This is a genomic window from Halalkalibacter sp. HAAS-P014 (assembly GCF_056619965.1).
The window spans coordinates 32241-50658 of sequence record NZ_JBWQTV010000021.1; the positions used below are offsets into that span (position 1 = coordinate 32241).

The 18418-nt window shown below is 38.3% G+C and carries 15 protein-coding genes; 12 read left to right on the forward strand and 3 right to left on the reverse strand.

Annotation, left to right across the window (positions count from 1 at the left end; all coding sequences use genetic code 11):
- Positions 1 to 216: 216 nt before the first annotated feature.
- From ligA to AC1FXZ_RS16820, 7 genes are all read left to right on the forward strand, one after another.
- Positions 217 to 2223, forward strand: coding sequence for an NAD-dependent DNA ligase LigA (gene ligA / locus AC1FXZ_RS16790; protein WP_480055735.1), 2007 nt, complete (start codon positions 217 to 219; stop codon positions 2221 to 2223).
- A gap of 28 nt (positions 2224 to 2251) precedes the next feature.
- Positions 2252 to 3427 carry a CamS family sex pheromone protein gene (locus AC1FXZ_RS16795; RefSeq protein ID WP_480055737.1) on the forward strand — a complete coding sequence of 392 codons (1176 nt, stop codon included), beginning with the start codon at positions 2252 to 2254 and terminating at the stop codon, positions 3425 to 3427.
- A gap of 428 nt (positions 3428 to 3855) precedes the next feature.
- Positions 3856 to 5364 carry a sodium/proline symporter PutP gene (gene putP, locus AC1FXZ_RS16800; protein ID WP_480055739.1) on the forward strand — a complete coding sequence of 503 codons (1509 nt, stop codon included), beginning with the start codon at positions 3856 to 3858 and terminating at the stop codon, positions 5362 to 5364.
- 154 nt (positions 5365 to 5518) lie between these two features.
- Positions 5519 to 5809, forward strand: coding sequence for an Asp-tRNA(Asn)/Glu-tRNA(Gln) amidotransferase subunit GatC (gene gatC, locus AC1FXZ_RS16805; protein ID WP_480055741.1), 291 nt, complete (start codon positions 5519 to 5521; stop codon positions 5807 to 5809).
- A gap of 17 nt (positions 5810 to 5826) precedes the next feature.
- Positions 5827 to 7284: an Asp-tRNA(Asn)/Glu-tRNA(Gln) amidotransferase subunit GatA gene (gene gatA, locus AC1FXZ_RS16810; protein ID WP_480055743.1), complete on the forward strand. Its 1458-nt coding sequence runs from the start codon at positions 5827 to 5829 to the stop codon at positions 7282 to 7284.
- Between the two features lie 14 nt (positions 7285 to 7298).
- Positions 7299 to 8729: an Asp-tRNA(Asn)/Glu-tRNA(Gln) amidotransferase subunit GatB gene (gene gatB / locus AC1FXZ_RS16815; protein ID WP_480055745.1), complete on the forward strand. Its 1431-nt coding sequence runs from the start codon at positions 7299 to 7301 to the stop codon at positions 8727 to 8729.
- Positions 8730 to 8874: 145 nt separating this feature from the next.
- Positions 8875 to 9783, forward strand: coding sequence for a diacylglycerol kinase (locus AC1FXZ_RS16820; RefSeq protein ID WP_480055747.1), 909 nt, complete (start codon positions 8875 to 8877; stop codon positions 9781 to 9783).
- A 48-nt stretch (positions 9784 to 9831) separates the two neighbouring features.
- Here the strand turns inward: AC1FXZ_RS16820 and AC1FXZ_RS16825 are convergent, their stop codons facing one another.
- Positions 9832 to 10149, reverse strand: coding sequence for a hypothetical protein (locus AC1FXZ_RS16825; RefSeq protein ID WP_480055749.1), 318 nt, complete (start codon positions 10147 to 10149; stop codon positions 9832 to 9834).
- A 200-nt stretch (positions 10150 to 10349) separates the two neighbouring features.
- Here AC1FXZ_RS16825 and rlmD point away from each other — a divergent pair, with 200 nt between their 5' ends.
- From rlmD to AC1FXZ_RS16840, 3 genes are all read left to right on the forward strand, one after another.
- Positions 10350 to 11726 carry a 23S rRNA (uracil(1939)-C(5))-methyltransferase RlmD gene (rlmD, locus tag AC1FXZ_RS16830; RefSeq protein ID WP_480055751.1) on the forward strand — a complete coding sequence of 459 codons (1377 nt, stop codon included), beginning with the start codon at positions 10350 to 10352 and terminating at the stop codon, positions 11724 to 11726.
- A 607-nt stretch (positions 11727 to 12333) separates the two neighbouring features.
- A complete protein-coding gene (locus tag AC1FXZ_RS16835; protein WP_480055753.1) occupies positions 12334 to 13188 on the forward strand; it encodes a malate synthase in 855 nt (284 codons plus the stop codon).
- A gap of 111 nt (positions 13189 to 13299) precedes the next feature.
- Positions 13300 to 13638: a cupin domain-containing protein gene (locus AC1FXZ_RS16840; protein WP_480055755.1), complete on the forward strand. Its 339-nt coding sequence runs from the start codon at positions 13300 to 13302 to the stop codon at positions 13636 to 13638.
- A 117-nt stretch (positions 13639 to 13755) separates the two neighbouring features.
- On the opposite strand, the gene AC1FXZ_RS16845 is transcribed toward AC1FXZ_RS16840, so the two are convergent.
- Together AC1FXZ_RS16845 and AC1FXZ_RS16850 are read right to left on the reverse strand one after the other, a co-directional pair.
- Positions 13756 to 14379: a LysE family translocator gene (locus tag AC1FXZ_RS16845; RefSeq protein ID WP_480055757.1), complete on the reverse strand. Its 624-nt coding sequence runs from the start codon at positions 14377 to 14379 to the stop codon at positions 13756 to 13758.
- 123 nt (positions 14380 to 14502) lie between these two features.
- Positions 14503 to 15345 (reverse strand): hypothetical protein, encoded by an 843-nt coding sequence (locus tag AC1FXZ_RS16850; protein WP_480055759.1) that lies wholly within the window; start codon positions 15343 to 15345, stop codon positions 14503 to 14505.
- A gap of 370 nt (positions 15346 to 15715) precedes the next feature.
- On the opposite strand from AC1FXZ_RS16850, the gene AC1FXZ_RS16855 reads away from it, so the two are divergent.
- Together AC1FXZ_RS16855 and AC1FXZ_RS16860 are read left to right on the forward strand one after the other, a co-directional pair.
- Positions 15716 to 16804 (forward strand): NAD(P)-dependent alcohol dehydrogenase, encoded by a 1089-nt coding sequence (locus tag AC1FXZ_RS16855; RefSeq protein WP_480055761.1) that lies wholly within the window; start codon positions 15716 to 15718, stop codon positions 16802 to 16804.
- Positions 16805 to 16843: 39 nt separating this feature from the next.
- The gene (locus tag AC1FXZ_RS16860; RefSeq protein WP_480055763.1) at positions 16844 to 18331 is read left to right on the forward strand and encodes an aldehyde dehydrogenase family protein; all 1488 of its coding nucleotides are present in this window, start codon (positions 16844 to 16846) and stop codon (positions 18329 to 18331) included.
- The last annotated feature ends 87 nt before the right edge of the window (positions 18332 to 18418 follow it).

An 18418-nucleotide genomic window follows, 5' to 3' on the forward strand; every position in this document is an offset into this window, starting at 1 on the left:
GTTTAAAAGTGACTGAATCTGTATACTGAATTCAGTCACTTTTTGAACATGAAAACAAACTTAGTGCTTACTTATAGACCCTAGGATACAAATAGAACTTACAGATTTTGTACAATACAAAATTAGACTAAGGTGGGGAGCGCAGTAGCTATTTTTGAATAGACTTCTTCGCAAGTTTCATCCCCCTTTTCCATAGAAGAAGAAAGGACGAAAGCCATGGATGAGCAGCAGGCAAGGAAACGAATTGAGGAACTTAAAGAGCAGCTAGAAGAATATGGTTACCATTATTATGTACTTGATAAGCCGCTCGTTTCAGATACAGAGTATGATACTCTTATGCAAGAGTTATTAAAGCTTGAAGGTGAATATCCCCAGTTTTTAAGTGATGATTCTCCGTCTGTTCGCGTCGGTGGGGAGCCTTTGCCTTTTTTTGAAAAGGTGGAACATCGCACTCCGATGCTAAGTTTAGGAAATGCGTTTTCAGACGCTGACTTACGTGATTTTGACCGTCGTGTAAAACAAATAGTAGGTGATGAAATTAGCTATACTTGTGAGTTGAAAATTGACGGGTTAGCTGTCTCACTCACATATGAGAATGGGAAGTTCACCCAAGGTGCTACTCGTGGTGATGGGGCTATTGGTGAAGATATCACAGCGAACCTGAAGACGATTCCAGCCATTCCGCTTCGCTTAAAAGATAATGTAAGTGTTGAAGTACGTGGAGAAGCATATATGCCAAAGGGTTCGTTTGAGGCACTAAATGAATTAAAAGAAAAAGCAGGGGAAGAAAAGTTTGCCAACCCACGTAATGCAGCTGCCGGTTCATTGCGTCAATTAAACCCCAAGCTTGCTGCCAAACGTAACTTATCCATTTTTATCTATGCGATTGGTCATTTGGAAGGTCATGAAATTAATTCACACCATGAAGGACTTGCCTATTTAAAGGAGCTGGGCTTTCGGGTTAATAACGAAGTAAGGCATTGTTCTACTATAGAAGAAGTCATCGCTTACACAGAAGAGTGGAGCGAAAAACGAGCTACCTTACCTTATGAAATTGATGGAATCGTCATTAAAGTAGATCGACTTGAACAACAAAGAGAGTTAGGATTTACAGCGAAAAGTCCTAGGTGGGCAACGGCTTTCAAATTTCCAGCCGAAGAAGTTGTTACGAAATTAGAAGATATTGAATTAAGCATTGGACGAACGGGAGTTGTGACTCCGACTGCCATCTTATCTCCGGTGACAGTTGCGGGTACAACTGTTAAGCGTGCTTCACTTCATAATGAAGATTTAATTCGTGAAAAAGACCTGAAGCTCGGGGACACGGTTGTTATTAAAAAAGCCGGAGATATCATCCCGGAAGTTGTGAACGTACTACTAGAGCGACGCGACGGAAATGAGCGTGACTTTATCATGCCAACATATTGTCCTGCGTGTGAAAGTAAACTTGTTCGTTTAGAAGGGGAAGTTGCATTACGTTGTATCAATCCACAATGTCCAGCACAAATTCGAGAAGGCCTGATTTATTTTGTCTCTAGAAATGCAATGAATATTGATGGGCTAGGGGAAAAGGTTATTAGTCAATTGTTTGAACATGACCTTGTAAAAGATGTTGCTGATATTTATAAGTTAAATCGCGATGAACTTCTGCAATTAGAGCGCATGGGTGAAAAATCGGTTGATAATTTACTTGAAGCGATTGAGAAAACAAAAGAGAATTCACTTGAACGCCTTTTGTTTGGTTTAGGTATTCGTTTTGTCGGAGCGAAAGCAGCGAAAACATTAGCGATGGAATTTGAAACAATTGATAAGATCATAGAAGCATCAGAGGAAGACTTAATCGCTGTTAATGAAATTGGAGAAAAGATGGCAGCCTCTATAAAACGGTATTTCTCAACACCGGAAGTATTGAAGTTACTAAAAGAGTTAGAAGCTCTAGGTGTTAATGTAAATTATAAAGGACCAAAAGCACCTGTGGAGTCCGATACTATTGCTAGTCCATTTTCAGGAAAAACAGTAGTGTTAACTGGAAAGTTGGAGCAACTCACACGTACTGAAGCGAAGGAGAAAATTGAAGCGCTTGGTGGGAAAGTTACTGGGAGTGTAAGTAAGAAAACCGACCTTGTTATTGCAGGTGCTGAAGCTGGTTCGAAGCGAACGAAAGCAGAAGAACTAAATATTGAAATTTGGGATGAAACTCAGCTTGTCCAGGCAGTGAAGTAGAAAAAGAGAGAGGGGAGGAGGGAAGATTATGCTAAAAAAATGGGGATTAATAGGGCTGTTTCTCCTTTTTTTAACAGGGTGTTTATCAAATACCCCACAAGAAGAACAAATTGTGGAAGAAACTGATGAAAACAATCAAGAGCAGGTAGTTGAAGTTGTGCCTCAGATTATTACCCCTGATAATTATTACCAAAGTGTATTATATGATGGATCTTACCTTCACGGGGAGTCTAGAGGTTTTGGTAATGCCGTTGTACACAATCGCCTTGATTTAGACCAACTCGAAATAGGGTTAACTCGTATTGCGCAAGAGTACTTTGATCCTGAAAACTACTTTTTCAGGGAAGGTCAGTTTATTAAAAGAAATACCTTGAACAGCTGGTTAATGCGCTACGATGATGATGATAATCCACAAGGTTTAAATCCACCACTTGGTGAATCGGGTTCAATGCGTGAACGAGAAGAGAATCAACCTCGTTATTTGTCTCATATTTTGGAACATAATTATCTCATTGAAAATAGTGAAGGTAATTTAAATCTTGGTGGTATTGTGATTGGAATTTCCATGAATAGTGTTTATCACTTCAGAGTTGAAGATGACCAGGGGCGCTATAATTTCTATCAATTGCCAATTGCAGATGACGTAATTGAGCAAGAGGGACAGAAAGTTGCAGAAGAAATTTTAACTAGACTTCGTTCTGACCAGATTGAAGAAGGTGCCTTGCAAGATGTACCGATTGTTTTTGCTCTTTTTCAGGAGCAACAACGAGAGTCTGTTATACCAGGTAATTTTATTTCAAGAACAAAAGCGAGCCCAGGCAATAACATGGAACGCTGGCAACGAATAAATGAACGTTATTATTTGTTCCCTTCAAGTGAGGCAAATCAAGAAGCTCGAAATGAGGCCGATCAATTCCAGCGTTTTAAAGATGATGTACAAGACTTTTTTGACACTTATATTGGTGTAGTTGGAAAAGCTCGTTATTTAGACAATCAAATACAAGAACTCCAAATTGAAATACCAATTAGATTCCAAGGTAAAGCTGAAATCGTTGCTTTATCACAATATGTAGCAAGTCAACTGCAACAGAGGTTACAAGGGAATTATAAAGTTAGTGTGACAATAACCTCTGTATCAGGAAATGCAGAAAGTGTCATTGTTCAAAATCCAGATGAAGAGCCGTTTATTCATGTGTTTGATTAATTAGATATTGAAGATATTTTAAAAACGCGAGTGAATAGTTTTGGGCAATCGTGACAAATAGTGTGATACGGTTAAAGGCTACTGAAGAATGTCATTTCAGTAGCCATTTTACATAATTATAAGATGTTTTTAGAATAAGTTAATTTGTCTTGAATGGCATCGTGTATGAATATACACATTTATACATCTGGTGGCATTATGACTGTGATTATATAATAGTGTAATTAACCTGGTTGATTAATTAAACAAACGTTTGTTTAATTAATACTTAAAGAATCCTGTGCATAGATATTGTATATAAAATAAAAAGGAGGTGGGAGAATGGAGTATAGCCTCACTGCAGCAACATGGATGTTGCTATATATTCCGATGCCACTATTGATCATCTTGTCGTTGCTGTCATTATTTAAGAAAAGGAGTGAGTGAATTTGGAATCAGCCACGATTATTACGTTTAGTATTTATTTAGTAGGGATGCTTGCTGTCGGGTTAGTGGCGTACCGATTAACAAATAACCTATCAGATTATGTGCTTGGTGGAAGAAGACTAGGAGGAAGTGTTGCAGCGTTAAGTGCTGGTGCTTCTGATATGAGTAGTTGGTTACTCCTTGGTTTGCCTGGTGCTATGTATATTGGTGGGATGGGTGAAATTTGGATTGCCGTTGGTTTAGCAATTGGTGCGTATTTAAATTGGCAGTTCGTTGCAGCTAGACTTCGCACATATACACAAGTAGCGAAAGATTCAATTACATTGCCTGAGTTTTTAGAGAATCGTTTCCATGATAAGTCGAAGATGTTACGAATTATTTCTGCACTCGTTATTCTTGTATTTTTTGCTTTTTATACGTCTTCAGGACTTGTTGGTGGTGCGTTACTTTTTGAAGCTTCATTTGGCATGACGTACACACAAGCACTGTGGATTGGTGCACTGGTTATTATTTCGTATACATTCTTAGGTGGTTTTCTTGCTGTAAGTTGGACGGACTTTTTCCAAGGGATTCTTATGTTCTTAGCATTAATTATCGTTCCACTTGTAGCTATCTCAAAAATGGGTGGTTGGAATGAAACTATAAATGCTGTTGGGGCGATTGACGCTGCCTATTTAGATGCGTTCCAAGGAGCAACGTTTATTGGTGTTATCTCGTTGCTTGCATGGGGGTTAGGTTACTTTGGCCAACCTCATATTATTACTCGATTTATGGCAGTCAAATCTGTTCGTGAAATTCCCAAAGCGCGTGCTGTCGGTATGACTTGGATGGTGTTAGCACTTTTTGGTGCGATCTTCACAGGTTTTGTCGGGATTGCTTATTTTTCAGTAAATGGGCCAGGTGGGCAAGCGTTAGCTGATGGTTCACATGAAACAGTTTTTATTATGTTTACGCAAGTTCTTTTTGATCCTTGGGTAGCTGGATTCTTACTTGCTGCGATTCTATCAGCGATTATGAGTACCATTGATTCACAGCTCCTCGTTTCGTCGAGTGCCTTGGCTGAAGATGTCTACAAAGGCTTTATTCGTAAAACGGCAAGTGACAAGGAACTTGTTTGGGTTGGTCGTATTGGTGTAGTTGTGATTGCATTGATTGCAATCTCTCTTGCTTATAACCCGGATCGATCAGTGCTAGACCTAGTTGGGTACGCTTGGGCTGGATTTGGTGCAGCTTTTGGTCCTGTCTTGATATTGGCGTTATTCTGGAAACGAATGACAAGGAATGGAGCGCTAGCTGGGATGATTGTTGGTGGGGTTACCGTCATTCTTTGGGCTGAGCTTGAAAGTTGGTTCGGTTTATCACCTGAACAGTTTCCGATACTTGGGCTCTATGAAATTATTCCAGGCTTTGTACTTGCATGGATTGTAGCGATGGTCGTAAGTGTATTAGACAAAGAACCGTCAGAAGAGATTCAAGTGGAGTTTAAACAATCGAAAGCAAGCAGCTTATAGTATAAGTGAACCTCTCTTTTAGCCTAGGTTAGAAAGAGAGGTTTTTTTATTTTATAAGTACTATATTCAGTAGGGTTTGTTGCCTATAGTAGTGTATTTTGGTATTATTAATCATATTGTCAAAATGATCGAATATTTTCGGAGGTGAGGGATTATGTCACGAATCCAAGTAGAACAAGTTAAGCACGTAGCTAACTTAGCAAGGCTTGCGATTACGGAAGAAGAGGCAAACATGTTTACTGAGCAACTTGATGCTATTATTACATTTGCTGAACAGTTAAATGAACTCGATACAACTGGTGTTAAACCAACTACGCATGTCCTTGATATGAAAAACGTATTAAGAGAAGATAAGGCAGATAAAGGGTTACCAATTGAAGATGTCTTGAAAAATGCACCAGATCACGAAGATGGTCAGATACGCGTACCATCAATTATAGAATAGTAGGGAGGACAAGCTTCATGTCGTTATTTGACCATAAGATGTCAGAGCTTCACACAATGCTCCAAAAGAAAGAAGTGAAAGTTTCTGAACTTGTTGATGAATCATACAAGCGCATTGCTGAAGTTGATGATAAAGTTAAGGCGTTTGTAACACTTGATGAAGAAAAGGCGCGTGCTTATGCCAAAGAGCTAGACGAAGCACTTAGCTCAAGCAGTGAGCGTGGGCTTTTATTTGGTATGCCAATAGGCGTAAAAGATAATATTGTCACAAAAGGACTTCGTACAACGTGTTCAAGTCGCATTTTAGATAACTTTGATCCAATTTACGATGCTACTGTTGTTGAAAAACTTAGAACAGCTCAATCGATTACAATTGGTAAATTGAACATGGATGAATTTGCAATGGGGTCTTCCACAGAAAACTCTGCATTCCAAGAAACAAAAAACCCTTGGAATTTAGAAACGGTACCTGGTGGTTCTAGTGGTGGGTCAGCAGCTGCTGTTGCAGCAGGAGAAGTTCCTTTCTCTTTAGGGTCTGATACAGGTGGTTCGATTCGCCAACCAGCAGCCTTTTGTGGAGTTGTTGGTCTAAAACCTACATATGGAAGAGTTTCACGCTTTGGATTAGTCGCATTTGCTTCATCACTTGATCAGATTGGACCAATCTCTCGTAATGTAGAAGATAATGCTTATCTCCTTCAAACCATCACAGGAGCTGACCCTATGGATTCAACTTCTGCAAATGTAGAAGTACCTGACTTTTTGTCAGCGTTAACTGGCGATGTTAAAGGATTAAAGATTGCCGTGCCGAAGGAGTACTTAGGTGAAGGAGTTCAAGAAGAAGTTAAACAATCTGTACTAGACGCATTAAAAGTTCTTGAGGCTCAAGGAGCAACATGGGAAGAAGTATCTCTTCCTCACTCGAAATACGCACTTGCAACATACTATTTAATTTCTTCTTCAGAGGCTTCAGCTAATCTAGCGCGCTTTGATGGAGTTCGCTACGGTTACCGTACAGATAATGCTGAGAACCTTCTTGAGATGTACAAACAAACTCGTGCAGAAGGATTTGGGGATGAAGTGAAACGTCGTATTATGCTTGGAACGTTTGCGCTAAGTTCAGGTTACTATGACGCGTATTATAAGAAGGCACAACAGGTGCGTACATTAATAAAACAAGACTTTGAAAATGTCTTTGAAAAATATGATGTTATTATTGGACCAACAACACCAACACCGGCATTTAAAATTGGTGAAAACACAAAAGACCCATTAACAATGTATGCAAATGATATTTTAACGATTCCAGTTAACCTTGCTGGTGTTCCTGGAATTTCAGTTCCTTGTGGATTTAAGGATGGCTTACCACTAGGACTACAAATTATTGGTAAACACTTTGATGAAAGCACCGTTTATCGTGTGGCTCATGCATTTGAGCAAGCAACAGATTACCACACGAAAAAACCAACGTTGTAAGGGGGGAGACTGCGATGAGTTTCGAAACAATTATTGGACTTGAGGTCCACGTCGAGTTAAAAACGGAATCGAAAATTTTCTCAGCTAGTCCGAACCACTTCGGATCTGAGCCAAATTCAAATACAAGCGTAATTGATCTTGGTTATCCGGGGGTTTTGCCTGTATTGAATAAGTCGGTTGTTGAATTTGCTATGAAAGCTGCGATGGCATTAAATTGTGAAGTGGCGACAGATACAAAGTTTGACCGTAAAAACTACTTTTACCCAGATAACCCGAAAGCTTATCAAATTTCACAGTTTGATAAGCCGATTGGTGAGAATGGGTGGATTGAAATTGAAGTAGATGGACAAAAGAAGCGAATTGGGATCACACGCATTCATATGGAAGAAGATGCAGGGAAGCTAACGCACTCTGGAAACGGCTATTCACTTGTTGACTATAACCGTCAAGGAACTCCGTTAGTTGAGATTGTCTCTGAGCCGGATATCCGTACTCCTGAAGAAGCTTATGCATACTTGGAGAAGTTAAAAGCGATTATCCAATATACGGGAGTTTCTGATTGTAAAATGGAAGAAGGCTCGCTTCGTTGTGATGCGAATATTTCCCTTCGTCCAGTTGGACAAGAGAAGTTCGGAACAAAGACAGAACTTAAAAACTTAAATTCATTTAACTTTGTTCGTAAAGGTCTTGAATATGAAGAGAAGCGTCAAGAGCAAGTTCTTCTATCTGGTGGCATCATCGAACAAGAAACACGCCGTTATGATGAAGCAGCAAACAAGACGGTCTTAATGCGTGTAAAAGAAGGGTCTGATGATTACCGTTACTTCCCAGAACCTGATCTTGTTGACTTGTACATTGATGAAGACTGGAAAGCGCGCATCCGTGCTGAAATCCCTGAACTTCCAGACGCACGTAAGAAGCGTTATGTAGAAGAGCTTGGTCTCCCGGCGTATGATGCAACCGTACTTACTCTTACAAAAGAAATGTCAGATTTCTTTGAAGAGACGATTGAAAATGGGGCAGGTGCAAAGCAGGCATCAAACTGGTTAATGGGTGAAGTGTCTGGGTATTTAAATGCAGAACAAAAAGAACTTCATGATGTAGCCCTTACACCAGAAGGACTTGCCAAAATGATTCAGCTCATTGAAAAAGGGACGATTTCGTCGAAAATCGCGAAGAAAGTTTTCAAAGAGCTTATTGAGTCTGGTGGAGAACCTGAGAAGATTGTTCAAGAGAAGGGCCTTGTTCAAATTTCTGATGAAGGCGAACTTCTCAAGATGGTGACAGAGGTTCTTGATAACAACCCACAATCGGTTGAAGATTATAAAGGTGGAAAAGAAAAAGCAATTGGTTTTCTTGTAGGACAAATTATGAAAGCTTCAAAAGGAAAAGCAAATCCTCCAATGGTGAACAAGTTGTTACTTGAGGAAATTGCGAAGCGCTAAACGCTATTAAAAATCTGTCTCACTGAGACAGATTTTTTTATCAAATAATGACATTTGCTGAACATACGTTAAGTAATGTACAATACAAGCAGTATATCTTTGTCAAGAGTGGAATTTATTATGAGAGATAAAGTAGGGGATCTGTATGAAAAGGGCTCGACTTATTTATAATCCGACAGCTGGGAGAGAACAAGTTCGAAAAAGTTTGGCTTATATTTTAGAACGACTTGAGCAGGCTGGGTATGAAACATCCACTCATGCCACAACAGGAGAAGGCTGTGCGAAACGAGCGGCACGTAAAGCGGGTGAAAACAACTATGACTTAGTCGTTGCAGCAGGTGGAGATGGAACGATCTTTGAAGTAGTTAATGGACTGGCCGATTTAGAGATGAGACCGAAAATTGGTATTATCCCAGCAGGTACAACGAATGACCTTGCGCGGGCATTACGAATTCCACGTGACATCGAAAAGGCTTGTGATGTGTTATGTGGAGATCATTTTGAGCCAATTGATATTGGGCGTGTCAACGATCGTTATTTTATCAATATTGCAGCAGGTGGTTCATTAACAGAATTAACTTATGAAGTACCTAGTAAAATGAAAACAGCCGTAGGTCAACTAGCATATTACATTAAAGGGTTGGAAAAGCTCCCACAAATATCTCCAAAAATGGTTCGGATTGAATATGATGGAAAAGTATTTGAAGGCGAGATTATGATGTTTCTTGTCTCAAACACCAATTCAGTCGGTGGATTTGAAAAACTGGCTCCGGATGCCTCCATTCAGGATGGGATGTTTGACTTTATTATTGTCAAAAAGACGACTTTTCCTGAGTTTCTCCATGTTGCAACGCTAGCACTTCGTGGTGAACATATCAACCATCCGAAAGTAATCTATGTCCATGCAAACCGGATCAAGGTCCAAGTAGAAGGTGATGATATGCAATTGAACTTGGATGGTGAACATGGCGGAGCTCTGCCAGCTGAGTTTGTGAACATGTATCAGCACTTTCAAATGTTAACACCGAAGAATCGATTACAAAGAGGAAGATAAATGTATTAAAAAAACAACCGTTGGGAGTTTCCAACGGTTGTTTGCGTATTATTGCTGCTGGTTTTGTTGTTGTTGTAATTGTTGAAGTTGTTGAGTCGCTTGTTGGATTTCTTGTTGAACTTGTTGGAATTGTTGTTGCTGAGCTGGTTGAGCGCTACCTTGAGCTTGTTGTAATTGCTGAGTAGCTTGCTGCAATTGTTGTTGAGCTTGTTGAATAGCTTGAGGGTTCGCTTGTTGCTGAGCTTGTTGCACAGCTTGAGTCGCTTGTTGAACCGCTTGCTGAGCTTGTTGAGTGATTTGCTGAGCTTGTTGAACCGCTTGCTGAGCTTGTTGACCTTGTTGTTGACCTTGTTGGTTTTGTTGCATTGTAAATTCCTCCTAAGTAAATAATATCATCGCAATCTCTTGCACTCATAGCTTGCCTAAATGGACCTCACATAATACCAATATTTTTAAAAAAGTTTTATTACATTACCTCATTAAAGTTTATCAAGTGATCATGATTTCGACTAATTCCCTCTATGTGGTACAATGACTCCATGAATAGAAACAAAGGACGGAAGCAGATGACTAAACATTCATTACCAGTGAAAAAAAATGAGGAACTTCAAGTAACAATAGAAGATTTAACCCATGAAGGAGCCGGAGTCGCGAAAGTAGAAGGCTACACATTATTTGTACCGAACACGTTACCAGGCGAAACCGTTGATATTAAAGTTGTTAAAACAAACAAAGGTTATGGATTTGCGCGTTTGTTAGAAATTAAAGAAGCAAGTGAAGATAGAACGGAACCACCATGCCCGATCTATCATCAGTGTGGAGGATGCCAAATTCAACACTTGAGCTACGAAGCGCAACTTCAAACAAAACAAAAACAAGTAAACGATGTACTAGAAAGAATTGGTGGACTTAGAGACGTCAAGGTACATCCAACCTTGGGCATGGACAACCCGTGGCGTTATCGTAATAAAGCGCAAGTACCAGTTGGAGAAGAAGGAGGACTTGTGGTCGCGGGCTTTTATCAAAAACGAAGTCATCGCATCATCAATATGGATGAGTGCCTCATTCAACATGAAGAAAATGACCAAGTCATCAGTGTTGTGAAGCAAATCGCCAACAAGTATGGCGTTCGGGCATATAACGAGGAAAAGCACCGTGGAACTCTCCGTCATGCTGTAGCTAGAAAAGGGAAGGTTACCAATGAATTAATGGTTGTTCTTGTGACAAGAGGAAAAGAACTTCCAAATAAGAACAACATCATTGAAGAGATTCAAGCTAAAATTCCGAATGTAAAATCAATTGTCCAAAACATAAATCCGAAAAGGACGAATGTGATCTTTGGTGATGAAACTAAGGTATTATGGGGTGAAGAATACATCCATGATTATATCGGCGACATCAAATTTGCGATCTCAGCCCGTTCATTCTACCAAGTAAACCCAGAGCAAACAAAGGTCCTTTACGATAAAGCGCTAGAATATGCGAATTTAACTGGTGAAGAGACGGTGATCGATGCGTATTGTGGCATTGGTACAATTTCTTTGTTCCTTGCTCAACGCGCCAAACATGTATACGGAGTTGAGATTGTGCCCGATGCCATTGCAGATGCAAAGCGCAATGCTGAATTAAATGGGATGACGAATGTCGATTTTGCTGTAGGTGAAGCAGAGAAAATTATGCCATGGTGGTACAATCAAGGCATTCGCGCAGACGTTATTGTTGTTGACCCTCCAAGAAAGGGCTGTGAGGAGCAGCTGCTCGAAACGATCCTTTCGATGAAGCCAAAGCGCGTCGTGTATGTATCATGTAATCCAGCGACTCTTGCTAGAGATTTAAAAGTGTTAGAATCGGGAGGATACAAGACGCAGGAAGTGCAACCGGTGGATATGTTTCCACATTCGACGCACGTGGAGTGTGTAGCTCAACTTATTTTAAAAGTGTAAACTCCAATAAACATTTACTATTGAAAAAATATATCGTCTTGCCTGACCCTGAGTGTAGCAAAGATTGTGTTTGTGAGAGAAACTCCATCAAGAAAGGATGGAGTTTTTTCTATGAATTCAGTTTGTGGAACATTAATGTGAAACAAGAAAAACCGGGTCGTGCCATACGCCGCTAGATAAGTCTCCAACGTAATGAGGGTTAGTTTAATCGTGGAATCATTCCACTTATCACCGGTAATCAAGTGGTTATTTATAGGGGCTTTCCAGAAGTTTCGCGACTTTTTGGAGCCTTTATTTGATAACTATTACAAAGGATTGTAGAAGATAAAACTTAATTTTACCTCAAGGTAAAATATGTTGTCAATAATAAATTTGTAATATTTTCTAGAAAATGGTATAATAGTCTTACAATTGTTTTTTAGTCGTATTCCGAATTCCACTGTGTTTTTGCAGATAGAATTATGGATACGTTTTTTTAATATCCTTTTTAAAATCGAAGGAAAATTAAAACAGTTGTGTGAGCTTTAAAGGTAAGTTAGTTGAATGAAATTATCAATTTACTATCTAATAGTAACTGAGTTTTTATTCTACAAGGAGGAATAGAATAATGAATCTAATCAATAAGAAAGTTACACACAAGCGTTTTGGCATGGGTAGCATAGTTAAACATAATGATTCTACTATTGAAATACATTTCGCATCGGAAAATAAAAAGTTTGTTTACCCAGATGTATTTGGAAAGCACCTAAAACTACATGATAAAAGTGTTGCTAATTCACTTGAAAAAATTATACAAAAAAAGGAAATCGAACGAAAGGAGGAAGAATGGAAGAAAGAAGAGGAAAAAAAACTACAACGAAAAAACCATGAACTTCGTTTGGAACATGAAAAACTTATGAAAAATCATAAACTCCATTCAGAATCACAAATGGTTTTTTGGTGTGACAAGGAAGAACAGAGTAGCTCTTTTTCAAAGTGGAAGGTTTTTTCAGGTGTAATAAAAAGTGGTAATAACAAAGGGAAGCCAAACAAACCCACCCGTTTGCACCAAAATAGCGCTATCCTGTTAACAGCAATAGATTCCGGCATGCCTGAAAAAGACAGACGTATCTTAGGTGTCTATATGGTGAATGAAGATTTTATCGGTAAGCTTTGTGAAGATGGATATATTCCTGCTCATTCAAAATACAGACTCGAACTTACAGAACATGAATCTGATCAGATGCTTTTCTGGGAATATTATGTAAATGGGAAATCCCCTCAGAAAATGACATGGAATACAGGTAAATACCGTTATTTTGATAATTCATGGATGGCTCAAGTTTTGCTTGATATAGTTTCGTTGAAAAGTGATCCAAAGGAAAAAGAGCTGGCACAACAATTTTTTGAACATTTTTGTAAAATGAATCAGATAACAGGTCAAGAGTTGCCAAAGCCTAATGGTGCATTAATGCGTATTTAGGATTAGGGTATCAATAAAAGTGGCTTAATTTAAGAATGAATCAGTATAAACTATTAGACAAACACTGCTGCATCAATAAGTCTTTAAACTAATTTAAAGGAAGTGTACAATATGCAACTAACGAATCTAAAGGAATATACTGAATTTAGTAAAGAGAGATTTACAAAAAGAGTGATCTTTAAAGAAGGAGAAAGTACCGTTTTTGTGCTGAATTTTTCATCTCAGCAACAACTTCCATCGCATAAGCACCCAGGCACGAATGTCTATATTTTAGTTCAAGAAGGGGAAGGGATCTTTACAATTGATGGAAAGGAAACAAAGGCCAAGAAAGACGATGTTCTTCTGATTACAGGGGAAGAAGAATTAGCATTCCAAAATGGACAAGTAAATACAAGTTTATATGTAATGTTAAATAAAATTCCTGATGAGAAATATGTTCAAAACATTTAGCCAATGGCTAGCAGTAGCTGAACTAGGAGTTGTCGATGACAGCTCCTAGTGTGTTAAAGGCAGTATAATTCAACATATATAGAGTAGTTTTGGTCAACTTTTATATGTATAGACTTATTATTTTTGGCTAAAGGCAATTTTTAAACCTATAAATGCAAATAGAGACCCTTGAATAATGTTAACCTTTTTAGATAATGTTGGGTTTTTGCGTAGGAAATAGCCCACCTTTCCAGCAAACATACTTATTAAGGTGAATATGACTAACGTTTGGAGTAGAAATAAGATTCCATAGACAAACATTTGAATGGGAACATTACCATTTTCATAGTTAATGAACTGTGGGAAAAATGCCAAGAAAAACAAAGAAACTTTTGGATTTAATAGATTCATTATTATCCCCTTTTTGTATAAAGATTTATAGTCCAAAGAGCCCTCGGTTTCTAGGTTTAAACTTGAAGTTTTATCTGTAAATGACTTATATGCTAAGAATAATAAGTATGCTGCTCCTGCATATTTTACTGCAGTAAATGCAAAGGCTGAATGATAAATTATTGCTGATATTCCGATTGTTGCAGCAGTAATATGAACTAGTAATCCCGTACAAAGTCCTAGGGTAGTAAAGATTCCTGCATTTTTTCCTTTTCCAATACTCTGTGCCAAAGTAAACAAGTTATCTGGACCAGGCATAATGGTAAGGACTATTGCTGCACCCAAAAAGGATATTATAGATAGAAAGTCCACATTTATCCCCCCACATAAATTTGATACTAATTCTACCGCAAACATAAGAAGCAAGGACTATCATCATATTCTTTTATTATAGTAAAGCGATGCACTGAAGGTGTCATAATGGCAGTTCCTCCTTCACGGTTGGGAAGCACGGGGACGGATCTCTTGTATGTTTTGTTTCATTAACCGAAGGAAGCGTAAGAACCGTCCGAGACTGGTGAAAAAGGACCACGAAGAAGCGCAATTGCTCCACACGTTACCATTGAAAAAAATACTTAAGTGCGAATGTGATGGATGTGTAAGTGACGATAGCAAGGGCAAATGTTGGAAAGTGAGTATCTCTTTTTTCGGCAATTCGTTTTGTAATACATTTAAGATCATAGCACCTGAAATAAAAGCCAAAATCATAGAATGGGTTATGGAAGATAATGTAGTTGATATGCCTATTACCCAACCAATGCAGATTCCAGAAGCAAGGACATACCTACCTATTTGGTTATAGCGCTTTGGACTTTTTCTCCATAAATCATGCGCAACCGCAATGAAGTGTAGGCCGATTGCAATTCCGTAAAACAAAGCTTGAAATCCTTCTACTAATGAAGCAACAACAGTATATGCAATGAGCATATTGTAAATGGCGAAAAAAGTCGTTTGTAGCCAAAAGTATGCGAGATGATCTCCTTTGCCTTTTTCATTTGTGCTAGATACAGCTTTTTCAACTCCATAAAATAATAGTAAACCAAGAAGGCCAATGAAGTATAACTCTGATTCCATGGTGAGAGTCTCTGAATAGTCCTGCAGTTGCTGTTGTTCTCGGTGTAGAGAAGGTAACACATAAATAAAAACATACGAAACAGCTAAGCCTCCAGATAAGGATAACCAACGTAATCTTTTTATACGATCAGCAGGTAGTAGTTCGTTTGCTAGTAAGTGAATAGTAATAAAGAATATGCCGATTGCCATGATTTCAAGAGACATTAAATTCTCTCCTTTTTACTTATCTACTCTACTTATCCCCTTCCTAAAAAATTTAAAACTACTAGGCGATGCCTCGCCAACAAAACCTTGCACCAGAGGGTTTTAATCTATCGAATAGAACATTTAGCCACCTTGTTTGGTTATGCAAACAAGGTGGTTTTTTTTATTATCAAATCATTATGAAGATTAGACGAAATAATTTCATAATATTAAAATCATTCACATAATTATGGTAAAGTCTGGTAGATGATGATATATTGTTAATATCTTATTAGATCTGTTTTAGAAATCTAAAAAGATTTAAATAGCTAGAAAATCATTACATTTGTCCTTACTGTTATTATCTTGTTAAACGTATGGGGGGATTAGAATGGAAGCCAAAGCGTATGTAGCAGAAAACTCAGAAGTTGTATTAAAAGATATTCAATTAAGAGAGTTAGACGCAGATGAGATTTTAATTAAGGTAGTAGGAACAGGGCTTTGTCATACAGATTTAAACGTATTACATAATATCACCCCAACTCCACTGCCAATTGTTTTAGGGCATGAAGGCGCTGGGATTATTGAAAAAGTGGGACCTGCTGTAACGGGATTTGAAGTGGGCGATCATGTCGTTGTCTCTTTTAATTACTGTGGTAAATGTACGAACTGTTTACATGGTGTGCCAAGTGCTTGTGAAAATTTCTTTCAAGATAATTTTGGTATATCGATGGAATCATCTAATTCAAAAATCATAGATGGAGACCAGAAAGTTGCCAATCTCTTTGGTCAATCCTCTCTAGCAACTCACTGCATTTCTAATATTCGGAACACTGTGAAAATAGAGGGTGAGGAAATTGATTTGGCCATTCTTGGACCTCTAGCATGTGGGGTTCAAACGGGTGCTGGGACAGTATTAAATAAATTAAAACCTAACATCAATGAAGCAATCGTGATATTTGGGTGTGGATCGGTCGGTTTAAGTGCTGTAATGGCAGCAAAACTTGCTAACTGTAAAACGATAATTGCAGTAGACATAAATGAAGAGCGACTAAATATAGCAAAAGATTTAGGAGCTACTCATCTTGTGAACGGACGTGCGACGGAGGTAGTTGAAGAAATCCAACAGATTTCAAAAGGGGGTGTACACTACGCAATAGAAACTTCAGGTGTATCTTCAGTTGTTCTGCAAGCAATTCGTTCAGTAAGAGCATTAGGTATAATAGCTGTAGTTGGTGTAGCTGGAAATTTAGAATTTCATATTCATGATGAATTAATCCCGATGAATAAAACACTCGTTGGCGTAGTTGAAGGACAATCCGTTCCAAAATTATTTATCCCTGAGTTAATTAGTTACTACAAAGAAGGAAAATTTCCGTTTGATAAATTAATCAAAACATATGAAATGACTGAGCTAGATAAAGCCATTCATGATATGGAGTCTGGAAAAACAATAAAACCAGTAATTTTGTTTAGTTAATGGAAGATAACTAAAATCATAGAAGAGGGGTATTGTTAAATGGAGAATGCTACACAAAAAAACAGAGTCGAACAGTTCTTACAGTTAAATAAAAGTTATATTAATGGTCAATGGGTAGATGGGCAAGGAAGTGAAGTTATCACTATTTCGAACCCTTATAATAATGAACCTTTAACAGATGTAAAGATAGCTTCGAAAGAACAAGTAGAAGAAGCATATAAACATGCAGAAAATACACATCTAGAATGGGGAAAGAATGCAGAATTACGGAAAGAAGTATTCCAAAAAGCTGCAAAGTTCTTTGAAAATCATAAAGAAGAGATTCTGCATTTATTAGCGATCGAAACAGGTAGTGCGCCATTTAAAGCGCAGTTAGAATATAATATTACATTAGGGGCTTTTAAAGCTTACGGTAGCATTATTGACAAAGCTTATGAAAAGTGGAATCCAGATCATGAGTTTATGCCAGGTAAAGTAAATGAAATACATCGCATACCTTTAGGTGTAACCTCATCAATTGCGCCATTTAACTTCCCACTTTACCTATCATTAAGGGGAATCCTACCAGCACTTGCTTTAGGAAATGCAGTAGTCCACAAAGCAGATATTCAAGTTGGGATTGTTTCAGGGTCATTAATTGCCAAAGCTTTTGAAGAGGCTGGTATGCCAGCAGGTGTGTTTTCTTCACTGTTAACTACGCCACAAGAAATCGGAGATGCAATGTTGGAAGATCCACGGGTGAAACTTATTTCTTTTACAGGTTCAACACCAGTGGGACGTCACATTTCAACAGTTGCTGGGAAACATTTTAAACGTGTCGCATTAGAACTTGGTGGCAACGCACCGTTCGTTGTGTTAGAAGATGCCGATGTCGACCAAGCTGTTGATGCTGCCATTTTTGGAAAGTACCTACACCAAGGGCAGATCTGCATGATCATTAATCGTTTTATAGTACATGAGAAGCATTATGATGAATTTACAACAAAGTTTGTAGAACGTGCAAAAAATCTGCCATATGGTGATCCATTAAATCCTAATACAGTTGTAGGACCACTTATCAATCAAACGCAATTATCGAAAGCGCTTAAAAACGTAGAAAAGACGAAAAGTGCTGGTGTAGATGTTTTGCTAGAAGGGAAAGTGGAAGGCAATATCATGACACCGTATGTATTAGGAAATGTTGATAACGCCAGCGAGATTGCTCAAACAGAATTGTTTGGTCCAATCGCATTAGTTGTGAAAGCGACGAGTGATGAAGAAGCCATTGCATTTGCAGGCGATACAGAGTTTGGTTTAAGCTCTGCTATATTTACGAGCGATATTGAAAAAGGACGTGAATATGCAGTAGGTCTGGAATTCGGTATGACTCATATCAATGACCAAACAGTAAACGACTTTCCGAATATCCCATTCGGTGGCATGCGTAACTCAGGTGTAGGACGCTTTGGGGTTCCATTTGTTATTGATGAATTTACACAGTATAAATGGGTATCGATTCAGGAAGAAAAGAGACAGTATCCGTTTTAAATAAAAAAACTGTAAATCGCTTTATAAAAAATAACTAATTTTTTGATTGGCCCCTTCTCTGTTATATAGAAGGGGCTTTTTGGTATA